The 17,039-nt window shown below is 44.0% G+C and carries 17 protein-coding genes; 4 read left to right on the top strand and 13 right to left on the bottom strand.

Annotated elements, in window-relative coordinates; translation table 11 throughout:
- The first annotated feature begins 8 nt into the window (after positions 1-8).
- Complete coding sequence (locus DFR59_RS11740; protein ID WP_114745833.1) at positions 9-1,334, top strand: short-chain fatty acid transporter; 1,326 nt, start codon at positions 9-11, stop codon at positions 1,332-1,334.
- 95 nt (positions 1,335-1,429) lie between these two features.
- Here DFR59_RS11740 and sda read toward each other — a convergent pair whose 3' ends face one another.
- From sda to DFR59_RS11720, 4 genes are all read right to left on the bottom strand, one after another.
- Complete coding sequence (sda, locus tag DFR59_RS11735) at positions 1,430-1,561, bottom strand: sporulation histidine kinase inhibitor Sda (RefSeq protein ID WP_114745832.1); 132 nt, start codon at positions 1,559-1,561, stop codon at positions 1,430-1,432.
- A 121-nt stretch (positions 1,562-1,682) separates the two neighbouring features.
- Complete coding sequence (locus DFR59_RS11730; RefSeq protein WP_158538373.1) at positions 1,683-2,708, bottom strand: ABC transporter permease; 1,026 nt, start codon at positions 2,706-2,708, stop codon at positions 1,683-1,685.
- On the bottom strand, positions 2,705-3,577 hold the full coding sequence (locus DFR59_RS11725; protein WP_114745830.1) for an ABC transporter permease subunit: 873 nt from the start codon (positions 3,575-3,577) through the stop codon (positions 2,705-2,707). The genes DFR59_RS11730 and DFR59_RS11725 overlap by 4 nt, the downstream gene beginning before the upstream one ends.
- A gap of 455 nt (positions 3,578-4,032) precedes the next feature.
- A complete protein-coding gene (locus tag DFR59_RS11720; RefSeq protein WP_245948469.1) occupies positions 4,033-5,286 on the bottom strand; it encodes an ATP-binding protein in 1,254 nt (417 codons plus the stop codon).
- A gap of 276 nt (positions 5,287-5,562) precedes the next feature.
- On the opposite strand from DFR59_RS11720, the gene DFR59_RS11715 reads away from it, so the two are divergent.
- Entirely contained in the window at positions 5,563-5,847 is a 285-nt protein-coding gene (locus DFR59_RS11715; RefSeq protein WP_114745829.1) for a spore morphogenesis/germination protein YwcE, read from the top strand.
- Between the two features lie 141 nt (positions 5,848-5,988).
- Here the strand turns inward: DFR59_RS11715 and DFR59_RS11710 are convergent, their stop codons facing one another.
- Complete coding sequence (locus DFR59_RS11710; protein ID WP_114745828.1) at positions 5,989-6,981, bottom strand: TolB family protein; 993 nt, start codon at positions 6,979-6,981, stop codon at positions 5,989-5,991.
- A gap of 230 nt (positions 6,982-7,211) precedes the next feature.
- On the opposite strand from DFR59_RS11710, the gene DFR59_RS11705 reads away from it, so the two are divergent.
- Positions 7,212-7,496 (top strand): hypothetical protein, encoded by a 285-nt coding sequence (locus DFR59_RS11705; protein ID WP_114745827.1) that lies wholly within the window; start codon positions 7,212-7,214, stop codon positions 7,494-7,496.
- Positions 7,497-7,521: 25 nt separating this feature from the next.
- Positions 7,522-8,232 (top strand): alpha/beta hydrolase family protein, encoded by a 711-nt coding sequence (locus DFR59_RS11700; protein ID WP_245948468.1) that lies wholly within the window; start codon positions 7,522-7,524, stop codon positions 8,230-8,232.
- A 57-nt stretch (positions 8,233-8,289) separates the two neighbouring features.
- On the opposite strand, the gene qoxD is transcribed toward DFR59_RS11700, so the two are convergent.
- The 8 genes from qoxD to DFR59_RS11660 form a co-directional block, all read right to left on the bottom strand.
- The gene (gene qoxD / locus DFR59_RS11695) at positions 8,290-8,664 is read right to left on the bottom strand and encodes a cytochrome aa3 quinol oxidase subunit IV (protein ID WP_114745826.1); all 375 of its coding nucleotides are present in this window, start codon (positions 8,662-8,664) and stop codon (positions 8,290-8,292) included.
- A complete protein-coding gene (qoxC, locus tag DFR59_RS11690) occupies positions 8,657-9,277 on the bottom strand; it encodes a cytochrome aa3 quinol oxidase subunit III (RefSeq protein ID WP_114745825.1) in 621 nt (206 codons plus the stop codon). Before qoxC ends, qoxD begins: the two co-directional genes overlap by 8 nt.
- A gap of 16 nt (positions 9,278-9,293) precedes the next feature.
- Entirely contained in the window at positions 9,294-11,231 is a 1,938-nt protein-coding gene (gene qoxB, locus DFR59_RS11685) for a cytochrome aa3 quinol oxidase subunit I (protein WP_114745824.1), read from the bottom strand.
- A 15-nt stretch (positions 11,232-11,246) separates the two neighbouring features.
- Entirely contained in the window at positions 11,247-12,137 is an 891-nt protein-coding gene (gene qoxA, locus DFR59_RS11680; RefSeq protein ID WP_281269356.1) for a cytochrome aa3 quinol oxidase subunit II, read from the bottom strand.
- A 253-nt stretch (positions 12,138-12,390) separates the two neighbouring features.
- The gene (locus tag DFR59_RS11675; protein WP_114745822.1) at positions 12,391-13,338 is read right to left on the bottom strand and encodes an L-threonine 3-dehydrogenase; all 948 of its coding nucleotides are present in this window, start codon (positions 13,336-13,338) and stop codon (positions 12,391-12,393) included.
- 41 nt (positions 13,339-13,379) lie between these two features.
- Entirely contained in the window at positions 13,380-14,570 is a 1,191-nt protein-coding gene (locus DFR59_RS11670; protein ID WP_114745821.1) for a glycine C-acetyltransferase, read from the bottom strand.
- Positions 14,571-14,715: 145 nt separating this feature from the next.
- Positions 14,716-15,708 (bottom strand): TIGR00341 family protein, encoded by a 993-nt coding sequence (locus tag DFR59_RS11665; protein ID WP_114745820.1) that lies wholly within the window; start codon positions 15,706-15,708, stop codon positions 14,716-14,718.
- Positions 15,709-15,837: 129 nt separating this feature from the next.
- On the bottom strand, positions 15,838-16,947 hold the full coding sequence (locus DFR59_RS11660; RefSeq protein WP_114745819.1) for a PRK06851 family protein: 1,110 nt from the start codon (positions 16,945-16,947) through the stop codon (positions 15,838-15,840).
- Positions 16,948-17,039 lie beyond the last annotated feature (92 nt).

The raw sequence follows: 17,039 nt of genomic DNA, 5'->3' as shown, positions 1-17,039 counted from the left end.
GAAACGGATTGAAATCACTAATCAAATTTTCAAACAGCATCATGCAGAAATATCTGCCTGATCCATTTTTGTTTGTCATCATCCTGACCTTCGTCGTCTTTGGATTGGGTCTCATTTTCACTGACAGCGGCCCGATGGATATGGTCCAATACTGGGGCGGGGGATTCTGGGCGCTGCTGGCTTTTTCCATGCAGATGGTCCTTGTCTTGGTCACAGGCCATGTCCTCGCATCAAGTCCGATCTTTAAAAAGCTGCTGGGAGGATTGGCCGGGACCGCGAAATCACCAGGGGCAGCCATCGTCCTTGTCTCTGTCGTATCGATCATCGCTTCCTGGATCAACTGGGGATTCGGCTTGGTCATCGGTGCTCTTTTTGCGAAAGAATTGGCACGCCGGGTTAAAAATGTCGATTACCGGCTGTTAATTGCAAGCGCTTACGGCGGATTCGTCGTCTGGCATGGGGGCTTTTCCGGATCCATTCCACTCTCCATCGCGACGAAGGGGCATCCATTCGCCGATAAAATCGGAATCATCCCTACGAGCGAAACCATTTTTGCACCATATAACCTGATCATTGTTTTAGCACTTTTCATTATCCTACCCATTTTAAATCGGGCCATGATGCCTTCCAAGGATCAAACCGTAACCGTCGATCCGGAAATCCTTGTAGAGGATGAAGCATTTTCTGCGGCTTCACTGGAAGCTGGTGCTGCCACTCCGGCAGAGCGCATGGAAAACAGTGTGGTCCTGTCCATGCTTGCGGGAATTTTAGGCCTCCTATTCTTAGGCTGGTATCTTTCTAAAAACGGATTTAACTTAAATTTAGATATCGTTAACTTTACATTCTTTTTCTTGGGGATCATTTTCCACGGGACACCGAAGCGCTTCCTGCACGCTGTTTCCACAGCTGTCAAAGGAGCGAGCGGAATCATCATCCAATTCCCGTTCTACGCAGGAATCATGGGCATGATGACTGCATCCGGACTTGCCGTAGTCATGTCCAATGCTTTCGTATCGATCTCGAATGACTTCACCTTCCATTTCTTCGCCTTCCTTAGCGCAGGACTCGTCAACTTCTTTGTCCCATCAGGAGGAGGACAGTGGGCTGTTCAAGGACCGATCATGCTGGATGCTGCAAAAGCAATGGGAGTGTCCATTCCTAAAACGGCAATGGCCGTCGCTTGGGGCGATGCCTGGACGAATATGATCCAGCCATTCTGGGCCCTTCCAGCATTGGCCATAGCCGGTCTGAAAGCAAAGGACATCATGGGATTCTGCTGCATCATTCTTGTCGTCAGCGGCATCGTCATTTCATTGGGACTGCTCTTCCTATAATCATGTATATGGCAGGTTATCTGCCTATACAGCAAAAAAGCTGCCGCAAGGGGCATCCAGCCTCCTGCAGCAGCTTTTTTATATAGCAGGGAAGCCTATTCCAACAGGCTCCTCTTTTTCAATTCCACTTCTAAAAGCTTGATAAAATCCTTCGAAAGATTTTCTTTTTTAGCTTTTAAATACGCATCCATCAACTGTTCGTCGTTCAATAAGCGATAACCATTCATTGCCAAACCTCCTAGTTGCCGGTAACCATTAATCTTATATTTCGATTACTTTCCCTTGATTAAAGATGGGTAAACGCAAATCTTTTTCAACTAAAAAACCTCCCGCAATGGGAGGCCGTAATCATGAAGATTTGCGGTAAAGCTGAAGCTCTTCCGGTTTTGCGATTTCTTTTGCAGCCAAGGCAGCTTCAGGCTTCTTCTTCTTTCTCTTCCCTTTCTTGAAGTAATGCGAATGCCCCGTTGTCGACTGTACATACCCTTCAATCATGAAGGAAACGGCAATCATGGTAAGAGCGAAGCAGACAATCGGCGTGAGGGGCACCCATGGAATCCATTCAAGCAGCTTATACGTGTCCCCGATCAAACCGGACCATTCGTTTGAAATCGTTTGGGGAGGATCTCCAAAATACGGATCATAGCTGACCTTCGTCCCTCCGAGGAACAGCTGCAGCAAGCCTAAATGCGCGAAGACAATCAATGTCTGCATCATTTGCTGGCCGAAAAGGACAAATACTTTTTCCCTTAATGCCGGAAAAACGTGTTTGAAGATCAAACGCATCTTGCCTGCTCCAAGCGTCCTCGATGCCAGAACGAATTCCTGCTCGATGACCCTGCCTGCTTCATTGCTGATCAGCACAGATATGACCGGAACGGTAAGCAGTGCCAGAATGATGACTTCCAAGGCAATCCGTTCAAACATGCTCGTCTGAAAGCCCCCTTGAGGCATCCAAAGGATCGGGTGGAGCAAATAGTATGCAAGGATGGTAAAAGGGATGAAGTGGAACGAATCGATGAAACCATTGACATACCGCTTCCCCTTTTTAAAATACACCCCCATCACCATGCCGATTGGAACTGCAACGAGAATTCTCAATGCCGCAACGGATATAGCCGCCAAGATGGTATACTTCGCACCCATGATGGCTTTGGCAAACATATCATACCCAAGCTTATCCGTGCCCAATGGCGTTTTCCAGCTCGGCGGCTGCGGGGACCCCCCAATGATCTTGCCATCCGCATCATAGATCCAGCGATATTTAGGAACCTGGTTGTCCGTTACCCCCGAGTAGACAAAACTGGCAATCAGGATTCCTGTTATAAATATAAACCCAATGAGAAACCAAGGATTTTTCCATACGCTCTTCATGAAATCGTCCCCCCTCCTGTCACTTTCCGCTGTAAGATCCATTCCACCACCGTGTAAAAAATGAAAATAGGGAAGAAGAATGCAAGGAGCGTAATCGTGAAAATCTTCGGATTAAGTTCTTCCATCAAGAACAGGGTCACCCCGCCCATATTGAATAGGAATTCCAAGATCAATAGATTGGACAGCATGAACCATACTGTCTTTTTGGATTGAAAAAAGACACTGATGACCGCATTAGGAAAAATGTGAAAGACTACGATAAACAATTTTTTCAACCCGATGGAGCGGGCAAGGAGCACGTAGTCTTTATTCAATTCGTCTTCAAAGATGATCATGCTGAGGCGGAAAAGCTGCACCATCGGCAGGATCGACAAGCATATGATCGGCAATAAATAAATCTTCTGTTTATCCAGTGCTGCGATATCCATCAACAGCAGCCCCGTTTTCTCAAAAATAAAGATGACGAGAAGCTGCGTTCCATAGATGATCAACAGATCCGGGATCGATTCAAATATGTAAAAAACCAGTTTAACCGCCCTGCGAAGTTTATGCGGCAGCATGGTAACCAGCATCGTCATCGCCAACGATACGGCCATTGCCAGCAGGAATGCACCAAGCAGAACCGTCAATGAATAAAAGACCGGGTCAAGCATATACGGGAACAACGGCCGTTCTGTATCAACAAACATATACGTAAGTTCATTTAAATGCACAAGTGAATACAAAATATCTTTAAGCGACTGCCAATATAACGATCCATCTATGTGCTTCTGCTGCAGTCCTGCAATGAATGGAGGAAGTGCACCAACTAATATGATTCCCGCGCAAGAAAGCAGGAATTGGATGGCTATATCTAGTACTTTTTTCATCTCTAACCCTCCCAATCTGACAATCTGTTTCCAATTTTACCACCAAACGTAATGAATATGAAATATATTTGAAATATTCTGTTATGAAAAAAATTCTACAAATCCTGCGAAGGTCCCAGTGACTGCTGTGCATCAGGCTCGGTTGGCTGCGGGCGCGGGTGGCCTTTGCTCCCCACTTTTGGCGCTGACCGGCCCACTTTGGCGTTTTATCTCGCAGCTTTTCGGGCTAACCGCCGCACTTCGGGGATTTATCTCAGCACTTTCACCATCAACCGCCCCACTTTCCATTTTTCAGGGCAATAAAATGCTAAATGGGGTTGCCAAACCGAAATAGCGGCGCATCCGGACAAATTAATCTCTCCAACCTTGAAAATTGGCAGCCCCTGCCGTGCAGCACTACTCTCCACAACAAAAAAGCCGCTCGAGTCATTTCGACCCGAGCAGCCTAAGCAAAACTATTGCGAGAGTGGAAGCTGGATGATGACTTCAGTTCCGATTCCCAACTCGCTTTTTATATCGATGCAGCCTTTGTGTTCTTGAATGATCTTATTGCTGATGGTCAATCCGAGGCCCATTCCCTTTTCTTTCAGTGTGAAGAATGGTTCACCGAGATGCTTCAGCCGCTCAGGAGGAATTCCTTCTCCCTGATCTTTGATGGAGATTTTCAATTTCTGCTCGACATGTTCTACTTTCACTGTCACTTCGCCGCCTTTTTGACCCATAGCGTCGAGAGCATTCTTGATGATATTGATCAGCACCTGCACCACTTGGTTTTTATCCCCAAAGATTACAGCATCCTTTTCGTCCGCTTTTATCGTAATGGCAATACCCAAGAGGAGGGCTTCATGCTTCATGATATTGACGACATAATCCAGTGCTTCGTTAAATTTGAACTCCGAGTGAATCCTGCTCTGGGGTTTCGCAAGCACAAGAAGTTCACTGACGATTTGATTGATCCGGTCAATTTCCCTGGACATGATTGTTAAATATTCTTTAGTGACGTTTTCCGTTTCATTGAGTAGTTGAATGAATCCTTTTAAACTAGTAAGCGGATTGCGGATTTCGTGGGCAATGCCTGCGGAAAGCTCCCCGACCACCGAAAGCTTCTCCTTCTTCAGCAGCATGGCTTCCGTCCTCTTCTGCTGGGAGATGTCCCTTCCGAGTGTAATCAGGATTCTTCTTGTCCCATCCTCATGATAGAGAGGTACTTTAATGACATCGAATGTTTTAAACTCGCCGGAGCGGAGATAGAACGATTCTTCTGTCCGTGTCAGGCACTGATTTTCCCAAGCGGCCTCATCCGAATCGATGCAGTAGAGAAGGGCATCTTTGAAAAATGGCGTGTATTCTCCCAACTGTGAATCAGTCTTTCCGTAGTAATCGACGCGCGTCAATTCATATAGCTCAAGTCCGAACTGGTTTACTTTGAGCCATCTTCCTTCGCCATCCTTCACACACATAAAATCAGGCATGGAATCGATCAATGCAGAAAGTCTCTTCTCTTCCCCCTGCACCCCTTGATATTTTACCAGGAGCCTGTACCCATTCACCGCCAAATAAAGGAGGCCCCCGATTAAAATGATGGATAATACAATATAAATAAATGACTCTATTTCATTCCGTTCATGGATGAATCCAAGAAACATCTGGCATACCAAAACAATCATCATGCCAGCGGCAGCTGCTGCCCATCCCTTTTTCGTCAGCAAAGCGGCACCCCTCTTTTCCCCTGCGACTATTGTTTATCTATTTTCTATTATCATATCATTAACAGTAAATCTTCCCCAACCGCAGAATAATAGGTTTAAATGACTTAATTATACATCATTAAGTCTTTTTACCCAAAATAAATATTCAGAATAATCTTTGTACTTACCTTTGGAAAATAGTTGAATACTATGTTATACTCAATTGTAACAAAACGTTCACAAACTTTTCTCTGTTTCGCCATAATTGAAAACCTTTACTAAAAGGAGTGTTAACACATGGATGTATTTATGGTTTATTTATTTGTCGCTACTGCAACTCCATTGTTCCTTTGGGCTGAGCATAAGAAGTGGGCAATCATCCATTCGCCATTTGTCATCGCACTTTGGGCGTCTTTCATTTACTACGTCGCTGTTCCTGACATGGGAACGCTTGGACATATCGTTTTATGGACATTATTTATTGCCAACTTCCTTTATGCACACGTGGCAGCCATCTACTTATACGCTGCGCCGTTCCTTCGCGAACAAAAACTTAAGAGACGCTTCACCCTCATTAAATAAGCATGCTAAGAACATAGAAGCCGGATCCTTCTAACATGAAGGGGCCGGCTTCTTTTTTATTAAAGGCGTTATAAAGTTTTGTTAGTGAGAGTGGGTTCTTTAAACCAAAATTGATGAAGACACGGCTGGACTCCACTTCACTTAATTAATATTAATTGATGGCAACTCTATTTTTTGAGGTTTCATTTTTGTCTTAAGCTTTTGATGGTATAGCTGATACTCTGGATTGCCTTCCCCGAAATGATTATCAACTACATAATATAATTCATTTCGCGCATTCAATATTGGATTACTTACTGCATGATTGGAGTTTGTAAGCTTAACTGAAGTATTCGTCAGAGTGTTAACCTTATATAACTCATATTTATAAACTCCCTGACCAGCTTTTCCTGGCAGTGTGTAAATAATTTCTGGGGTATTGGGGATGGCCGCTAAATCAAAAATTACATTGTCGCCTTTAAATACTTCATTTAATTTTTCTATATTATTAAATGGAATTTCCAAAATACTATGGTCTACTGATATGAGCGCACCTGTCTCACCTGAATTATAGGATAGACCTGTAATCTCTTTATCTTTAAAATGTGTTATCTGCTGTTCGGCATGAGTGGATAGATTGAGTAAATACGCCTCGAAGCTACTTCTTACTTCTCCCGTTATCCCTTTAAGGTCAATATAATGGTTTGCCCTCATATAAAGGATTTGTTTTTCGGCTGCATCCACTTGAATTTTCATGACGATTGCTGGAACTTCTGTAATTTTAGTTGTATCCCCGGAAGACAGGTTTGTTTTATACAATGAGCTTGAAAGTTTATCATTTGAAATGACATCATTGGCTGCAAAATATAAGGTATTCCCGTCCTTGCTGAAAACCATGTCGGCAATATCCCCTTTATATGGGATTTCACTTCGTTTTGTATTGTCCTTAATATCATAAACTAGGATCTTTTTTTTGGTTTGGCCCATAGGTATGTATGCAACATCATTTGAATTACTTACAGCAAAGGATTTTTCAATTAGGGTATATGATTTTTCTGTAGATTCTCCTTTGCTATAGATTTTCGTAATTACTCCCGCTCCCCCTAATATTAGGATGCATATAGAAACTAATATGAACCATGGACTTTTATACATCCAATACCTCCTTTTTCTTTTAGAAAATATTCTTCAAATAAAAATGATCCACTCTAACTTATTAGACTCATAGAGTTTAACTCTGTGACGTTATTTAACTTTGAAAAGTTTCCTGTCATAAACAATTATTAATTTCAGAATTAATTATTTATTCACTTTATAAAATAACATATAATGGAATTTAAGAGTAACTAACAAAGAAGGTAAATTAAGTCGAGAGGAATGGTAAAATGCCATTTATTATAGGTTATGGGATTGCGATACTAGGAGCAATAACGGCTTACCAGCTAACCAAAGGAAAAACGAATAAAAGAAAATTCATTGGTTGGGGAATTACGCTAATGTTTGCTATTTCTCCATTTTTATCTTTTGCAATCGGCTTAACCACTGCAGTTATTGTGATGAATGGTTGGGCAGCAATGATTATGTGGGTTATCTTCCCACCAATCTTCCTACTGGGATTTGTACTTTTATTGGTTGGTATTTTTAAAAAAGAAGAAAAAGTGAAATTTTAAACTGAACGAATGTGGGAGAATAACAATGCAAATGTCCATGAAATCTTTTAAATATTTTTCATTTAAACCGAAAGATCATCTTTATAATTATAAAACCTTGATCCTCTACCACGGATGGGGCGGCAGGGCAGAGGGCTACACGGAATTAGCAGAGGAATTACTCGAAAAAGGCTATAAAGTCATCGTCCCTGAAATCCTCTATCACGATACAAGAGAGCCTTTAGAAAATCATTACGACCAGAAAACCCTCCAAGAATATTTTTGGAAAATCATCTTCCACACCATTGATGAATTTAATGATCTTATTACTGAATTAAATATAAAGAAAGAAGAAATCGTGCTGGTAGGAAGTTCGATGGGTGGGTTCATCGCAAATGGGATTTTTGCGCGTGAATTGGGCCTGTTGGGACTCGCCAATATTAACGGCTCCGGCTCATATTTATTGACAGAACGCATTTTTAGAAGCATGGATGGGAGAGGAAGCATTCCAGCAGAACTAGAGATGACACTAAGGGATTATGATCCTGTGGAAAAAGAGAACTGCCCTTCGCATGTGCTGCTCATTCATGGGGACAGTGATAAGATCATCCCAATAGAAGGACAAAAAGATTATTATGGCTATTTAAAAGAAGACCAAAAAAGAGAGAATGTAGAATTACATATCCATAAAGATATTAATCATCAATTCACAACTGAAATGGTGAGTGAGTTGATCGATTGGCTGAGTAAGATCTGAAACCATAAGAAAAGCACTGCCGAAATTGCCGGCAGTGCTTTTACTTGTTCATTTCAATTAGTTCCCTTCATCCTTCTCATGCTTCATCTGCATTTTATGATCCATATTCTTCATATCTTTATCGTGGCCCATGTAGTCCGCTCCGAAGGACATGACCCAAATGGTGCCGGCGACTACTGCTACTGCAATGAATGCTGCATAGAGCATCGTCCCGGTTTGGAATCTTCCGTTTTCGCTTTCGGTCACGTGCATGAACATGAACAATTGAATGACGGCTTGGAGGATTGCCAGGATGACAATGAACGTTATAATCATCTTCGTTGAAAAGCCGCTGTACAATCCAACCCAAAGGGCTATGAGCGTCAAGACAATCGAGAATACGAAGCCGATCAAGTGCTTCCAAGGGAATCTGCCTTCTGTATGGCTAGCCATGATGCATCACCATCCCTGTCAAGTAAACTCCTGTAAAGATAAAGATCCACACGACATCTAAGAAATGCCAATAAAGGCTTGTAATGAAGATCTTTTTAGCCGTTGCGGGGTTCAACCCGCGTCTGGATGTTTGTATTAACACGAGCGTGACCCAGCCAATACCGAGTGATACGTGGGCCCCATGCGTCCCGACCAGTACGAACAGTGCTGACCAGAATGCACTGGATGAAAGAGTTGCTCCTTCATGGACGTAAGAAATGAACTCTGATATTTCAAATCCGATGAATCCAATGCCTAAAAGAATGGTGATGATCATCCAAATCATCAAGCCCTTCTTATTATTCCTTCTCATTTCATGGACGGCAATCCCGCATGTAAAGCTGGACGTCAGCAATAAGAATGTCTCAATCAAGACGCCTTTCAGTTCGAAAAGCTCCCCGGGTAAAGGGCCGTTTGCTGTTCTGTTCATCAATGCGAAATAAGTCGCAAACAATGTAGAGAACAGGGCAATTTCAGCTCCAAGGAAGACCCAAAAACCCAGGATATTCAACCGGCCAGTCTCTGACTGGTATTCCAGCGGCGTGTTTTGATCATGATTTTGAACCATATCCATTTTGTTCGAGCCTCCTTTACCCTAGTTTTCTTTCTGTTTCTTCTATTTCACTGACTGGAATGTAGTATCCATCGTCATATTCAAATGAACGTAGAACGAGGCAGGCAAGGATTCCGATTAAACCGGCAATGCCCATCCAGTACCATTGGAAGACTAAACCGAATCCTGCTGTAAAGAACAGCACCGACATCACAAATGGACGTCCGGAATTATTCGGCATATGGATCGGTTTGTATTCCTGAATTTTATACTGGTCTTTCTTCGCTTCTTTTTTCATTTCCCAGAAGGCATCTAATGCTGTGACTTCCGGGATGACGGCAAAGTTGTAATGCGGCACCGGTGTGTGTGTAGCCCACTCGAGGCTGCGTCCATCCCAGGCATCTCCTGTTTTTTCCCGTTCTGCATAGCGGAAGCTGTAGTAGATGCTGTAGACCATGACAAGGAATCCGAGACCCATGAGGACTCCTCCGATGGTTGCTACAAGATTTAAGCTGAACCAGCCGTCCCCTGCTCCATACGTAAATACGCGTCTAGGCATGCCATCGAGGCCAAGGAAGAACATCGGGAAGAAGCAGACATTGAAACCGACCACGAACAGCCAGAATGAAATTTTTCCAAGACGCTCGTTAAGCTTGTGTCCGAACATTTTCGGATACCAGAAATAGAATCCTGCGAAACAGGCAAATACAGTTCCGGAAATTAATACATAGTGGAAATGCGCTACAAGGAAATACGTATTGTGATATTGGTAATCAGCTGCTGCCATGGCTAGCATGACCCCGGTCACCCCGCCTATGACGAAGTTCGGGATGAATGCCAGCGACCATAGCATCGGTGTCGTGAGCTTGATCTTTCCCCGATAGAGGGTAAACAGCCAGTTGAATATCTTGACCCCGGTCGGTATGGCGATGGCCATGGTGGTGACCGAGAAGACTGAATTGACTGCAGATCCAGCACCCATCGTGAAGAAATGGTGGACCCAGACGACAAAGCTCAATCCGGCAATGGCGATCATGGAATAAACCATCGCTCTATAGCCGAACAGCGTCTTCCTTGCAAACGTACTGATAATTTCCGAGAAAATACCGAATGCAGGAAGGATGACAATGTATACTTCCGGATGGCCCCAAACCCAGAAAAGGTTTGCCCACAGCATCGGCATACCGCCATCCGCAAGGGTGAAGAAATGTGTACCGAATAAGCGGTCAAATGTCATCAATGCAAGTGCGACGGTCAACACAGGGAATGCGAAGATGATGATGACACATGTGATCAGCGTAGACCAAGTGAACATCGGCATTTTCATTAGCCCCATGCCTTTAGCCCTCATTTTCAAGATGGTAACGGCAAAGTTGATTCCTGTCATCAATGTACCGATACCGGCAATTTGAAGTCCAAGCAGATAGTAGTTCTGTCCCGGACCCGGACTCATTTCGTTCCCGGCAAGCGGCATATAGCTTGTCCATCCAGCTGCCGGGGAACCTCCGATGACGAAGGAAATGTTAAACAGCATCGCTCCAAAGAAAAATGTCCAGAAGCTTAGTGCATTCAAATAAGGATAGGCGACGTCGCGCGCTCCGATCTGCAATGGAACGACAACGTTCATCAGCCCGATTAAAAACGGCATCGCCATGAAGATGATCATGATCGTACCGTGTGTGGTAAAGATTTCATTATAGTGCTGAGATGCAAGGAATTTTGATCCCGGCACTGTCAGCTGTGCCCTCATGAGCAAGGCATCGACACCGCCGCGGAAAAGCATCAGGATTGCGGCGATGATATACATGACGCCAAGGCGTTTATGATCGACGGTTGTGAGCCAGTTTGTCCAAAGCCACTTCCATTTCTTGAAGTAGGTCAATCCTGCCACAATGGCAATCATGGTCATCACAATGGAAACATCGGCTCCATAGATCAATGGGTCGCCTGTGACAAAAAATTCATCCCATTTCATGCTGTCTCCTCCTCCCTAGTGCGCTTTATCTTGTTGTTTTTCCGACTGTTTTCTTATCTTCTCTGCATAGCCTGCATTATGCATCTTGGAATGGTCTACATATTGAAGATGGGTAGATGAAAATGTCATTTCTTTTGCGTGGCCTTGCAGAAGCAAGTGATCATATTCTTTTTTCGTTAATTTAGGTGCTGACTTCTGCTTGTCTTTCACCCATTTATCGTACTCTTCTTGCGTAACGGCTTTTACTTTAAACTTCTGATCAGCAAACCCTTCTCCGTTGAAGTTGGCGTTGCGGCCCTCATAGATGCCGGGCTTGTCTGCCTGCAGATAAAGCTCTGTCTGCATTCCTGCCATGTTATATTCCTGTCCGCCCAATGAAGGAATCCATAAAGCTGACATGGAATCTGCCGAAGTCAATTTAAATAGGATTGGCCGGTCTTCAGGAATGACCAGATAGTTGACGGTCTCAAGGTTCTGCTCAGGATAGCTGAACATCCATTTCCATTCAGCTGAAGTTGCATGGATCACCAATGGCTTCTTATGGGAAGTGGCTTCCGGTGCTTTATCCAATGCATAAATGGTTTTGACTGTTGGAATAGCAAGGGCGATAACAATCAGAATTGGGATGACTGTCCAAATAATTTCCAAAAACGTGTTGCCGTGATGATCTGGCGGTTCATATCCTTCCGGAAGCTTCTTCTCGCGATATCTAACAATGATAATTGAGAAAAGGACGAATACGACGGCCACGATGAACAGCATGAAGCCGATGGACCAATAAATGAGATCTTTCTGCTGCTCAGCAACTGGACCCTTTGGATCCAAAACAGTCAGCTGACACCCGCCAAGGAATGTAGATAATGCAACGATGGCCAATAAACCCATTGGCTTAAGTAGTTTTCTCAATCTTGTCACCTGCCTTTTTGATCTATGATTAAGTATGATGGTTCTTCAATCGTTAACACCCTTTTTACTCGACTATACCCACCATAGGGAAGACCAAACACTATGTGACACACTTCACAAATCAAAGCAGGAATTCTCAATATTTCGCCACATTCTCTTCAATAAACCATCAAATTATTGGAATATACAACCTATACGGGAATTAATTACGCATAAAAAACCGCCGGCATTTTGCACCGGCGGTTCCATTATCTTATCCTAATTTCGTTTTCAATTTGTCCAGCATATCAGCTGTCATTTTCGCTAAATCATATTCAGCCTTGAATCCCCACTCTTCTTTTGCTGCAGAAGGGTCGATGGAGTTCGGCCAGCTGTTGGCGATTGTTTGTCTGATTGGATCCACTTGGTAGTCCATCTCGAACGTTGGGATGTGCTTGCGGATCTCAGCAGCGATTTGTTCCGGCTCAAAGCTCATCGCAGTCACGTTGAATGAGTTGCGGTGCTTCAAATTCGCAGGATCAGCTTCCATCAAGTCGACGATGGCATTAAGGGCATCCGGCATGTACATCATGTCCATGTATGTGCCTTTGTCGATGTAGGAAGTGTATCGGCCATTTTTGATGGCTTCATAATAGATTTCTACTGCATAGTCAGTCGTACCGCCGCCTGGAGGCGCAACATAGGAAATCAATCCAGGGAAGCGCAGACCGCGTGCATCCACACCGAACTTCTGGTAGTAGTAGTCGCAAAGCAATTCGCCTGATACTTTATTGACTCCATACATCGTTGTCGGACGCTGGATCGTATCCTGAGGCGTGTTGTCCTTCGGAGTGGAAGGACCGAAAGCACCGATGGAACTTGGCGTGAAGAACTGGCAGTCCAGTTCCCTTGCTGTTTCAAGCGCATTGACAAGTCCACCCATGTTCAAGTTCCAGGCAAGAAGGGGCTTCGCTTCTGCAGTGGCAGAAAGAAGTGCCGCCAGGTGGATGATGGAATCCACCTCATATTTCTTTGCAAGGTCATGCATTCTTTGAGCATCGGTAACGTCCAAGGTTTCAAACGGACCGCCGGTTACGACTTCGCTGTCCGTTTCACGGATATCCGTTGCTAAAATGTTGTCCGCTCCGTACACGCTGCGCAGCTTCGTGACAAGCTCAGAACCGATTTGACCGAGTGCACCGGTCACAAGTACTTTTTTCATAATCTATTTCCTCCTAGTCGCTAAAACCGTTCAAATAAAATTTAGATGATACCCATTTCTTTTCCGACTTTTTCATAAATGGAAATGGCGTTATCGAGCATTTCCTTTGTATGTGCAGCTGTCGGCATATTTCTCACACGGCCTGTCCCTCTTGGAACGGTAGGGAATACGATGGATTTCGCGTAGACTCCTTCTTCATAAAGGCGTTTACTGAATGTTTGAGTCGCTTTTTCTTCCCCGATGATGACCGGTGTGATTGGCGTCTCGCTGTTACCGATATCAAAGCCGATTGATTTAAGCCCTTGCTTCAGATAGTTTCCGTTTTCCCAAAGCTTATCATGCAATTCAGTGCTTTCCATCAAGATGGTGATTGCTTCAGTGCAGGCTGTCACATCTGCAGGTGTAAGAGCTGTTGAGAACAAGAATGGGCGAGCGGCCACTTTTAGCCAATCGATTAAGTTTTGCTTCCCGGCAACATAGCCTCCGACAACTCCGATCGCTTTTGAAAGAGTTCCCATTTGCATGTCAACACGGTCGGATAAACCGAAATGTTTAACGGTTCCTGCCCCTTTTCCAAGGACGCCGGATCCATGTGCATCATCGACATATGTGATCAAGTCGAACTCTTCTGCAATTTCCACGATTTCAGGAAGCTTTGCAACATCTCCATCCATGGAGAATACGCCGTCCGTGATGACCATGATTTTTTGGTATTGGCCGGACTCTTTTGCTTCTTTCGCTTTTTGGCGAAGGTCATCCATATCAGAGTGGTTGAAACGGATGATTTTCGCTTTTGAAAGACGGCAGCCGTCAATGATCGATGCGTGATTCAATTCATCGGAAAGAATGGCATCATTTTTGTTCATGACTGCAGAAATGGCACCCATGTTGCAGTTGAATCCGGATTGGAATGCAACGGCAGCTTCAGTAGCCTTGAATTCTGCGATTTTTTCTTCCAAGCGGGTGTGAAGTTCGAGTGTTCCGTTGATGGTACGTACCGCACCTGCACCGACGCCCCACTCTTTAACAGCTTCCACCGCTTTTTCTTTCATACGCGGGTTCGTTGCGAGACCCAAGTAATTATTTGAAGATAAGTTTATTAGTTCTTTACCATTGATTTTAATGACAGGACCATTCGGTGTGCCTACAGGATCGATTTCATTGTAAAGGCCTCTTTCTTTCAAATCATTCAGGTTTTCATTTAAAAACTGATCTAATGCTTTACTTGACATAGTGATCCCTCCATGAATTTTTTATATTTTATGAAAACGCTTAAAATACACTTGTCCACCTGCAGCGGACACTATATAGTTTTCAAAGCTTTAACTACAATTAATTTAACATATTTCTCGCGAATTGTTTATACTAAAAAGACAGTTAATGCAGATGATTTAAATATAATACCTCCATTAAAAGCAAGAGGACAATGATGCCGACAAATATAATGGAAAAGTTTCGTGAGTTATTGGCAATTTTTATGTCTTCGTACTTCACCGGCCTTATTCCCGCGAGCGAAAATACAATAACCGCTGAGAATAAAATCGAACAGATATTAACGGAAAGCAGCACCGTTGAACGCAATGTTTCCGGCCACAAAAATACGCTTGCTGACATTCCCATCACGGCTGCAGGAGGCATGAGGGCCACTGCTACCATGACGCCGACAAGCGCACTCGGGAATTTCTTCATGGTCGATAATGCTCCAGCAGCCCCCGCAGCCAGTGCCAATAGGATATCTGAAATCGCTACAGAGGTCCTCGATAGAAACTCACCGCTTTTTAATGGAACCCCAAATAAACGCCCCATTATGATTGAAATGACAGCAGACAACACGATTCCCGCTATCACTGTGAGGACAGAACGCCTAAGCAGTTTAAAGTCCCCTAGGATGGAAGCAAACGCAACACCCACAACGGGTCCAAGCAATGGAGCGATCACCATCCCGCCGATGACGATGGAAGGACTGTTCTTGATCAAACCGATTGTGACGACAATGGCTGCAATCAGTACAAATAGGAAATAGCCTGCATTTAATGTGGCGCTGTCTTCGATGCTGGAATACAATTCCTGCCTGCTTGCCCTTTCTAGATGGGCCTCATGCTTTTCTTCTTTTTCCGCAGTGTATTTTTTGGAGATGTACGCTTCCACCTGGAAGAGCAGGATATCCATGTCTTCCACTTGGGCAGAAGTTCGTTCAAAGTAGTCCAAGATGTCTTCAATGGCTGTAGAATCAACGAGAAGACGAATGAGTATACAATCGGAATCAACCTTCCTTGTCCAAATCTCCAAAGGATTGAATTTCTGTATATTTTCATTTATAGAAGAAAACCGCTCTTCCGGTATATAAGCTTCAATCAATTGAAAACCCACACGCTTCCCCTCACCTCTTCATCTTTTCCCCTACTATTATCTGCTCAATCCACTTTTGATATGAAAATTCTTTAGCAACTATATGAAAAAAGCCCCGGCAGTATATGCTCCAGGGCTGGCTCACCATCTTTAATTTTGCGTCTGCTTCACAGGCTCGAGACTTAAAATCGCATCATGGATCTGGGATTTGATCGTGTCTATCTTGGAGAAATCCATAGCGCTGACGTAGATGCCCTCAAGCTGGTCATGAAGGTTTTTGGCTTTGGCCAGATAAGCTGTCGCTTCCTTCATTTTATTGGCGTAGCGTCCGGCGATATCTTTGAGCGCATCCTCGTAGATCTCATCCGTTCCTGATGTAATGACCCTTGAATACATATCGATGATTTCATCGCCTTCCCTGGCAGGAAAGTATTCGTGGGGAGCCGTACTGTCGAATATCGCAAAATCCAGTTCGCGGACGATGACCATATCCAGGCTATTCGGATCGAATCCGCAGTGGTAGACTTCCACATCGAATCCTCTGTCTTCCGCTACAGCCGCCAATTTTTTCAAAAGCGTGGATTTCCCTGAACCCGGCCTTCCTTTAATGAAGTACCGATAAGAAATGTCCTCCGTCAGATTTTGAATGAAGTCCACTGGTCCTTTTGGCGTCGCAGCCCCTAAGAAGCGATGGCGCACCTCTGCGGCTTTGTTGACGTACATTTTGCCAAAAAGCTCATCAATCAAATCGACGGTGAGTTGATTGGCTTTTTGAAAATCCATGTTTTCGATGTAGATTTTTTCCCATTCATCGTGAATCAATAAGGCGTCATGAAACACACTATAGGCCTTTTGGAAAGATTCTGTTATGCGGGAACTCAATTCAATTATTTCCGTTTTATGAGCAGCGAGTTTAGCGGAATCCCATGCTTCGCCTAAATTCACATATTCCTCAATGGCACCCGGGGCTTTCGGCTCGATGACGTGCGGTGCCGTCCCATCCACAATGCCTACTTTCAAGGATGGAATGATGACACCGTCTATGGATTCGTTGTCGGAAGAACAATGGAGAAATTCAATGTTATACCCATTTCTCAGCCAATCCTGGCCGATTTGCTTCATAAGCGATGACTTGCCTGTTCCTGGTCCACCCTTTAAAATAAATAATTTATCCAATCCTTGAAGATTGGATTCAAATAAGCTGTGAAATCCTCTGGCTGTATTGCCGCCTGCATAATAATTGATGATTTTCGCTGTCATTTCATACCCTCCAGTTAAGTAATCGTTCAGGAGCCTTCATCGACTAGTGTATGAAAGACAGCTTTTCTAGGTGAACGCCTATTTGCATGTTT

The organism is Falsibacillus pallidus (genome assembly GCF_003350505.1).
GTDB lineage: Bacteria > Bacillota > Bacilli > Bacillales > DSM-25281 > Falsibacillus > Falsibacillus pallidus.
Note: the sequence above shows the minus strand (reverse complement) of the source record. Positions and strands in the feature narration are given on the sequence as shown.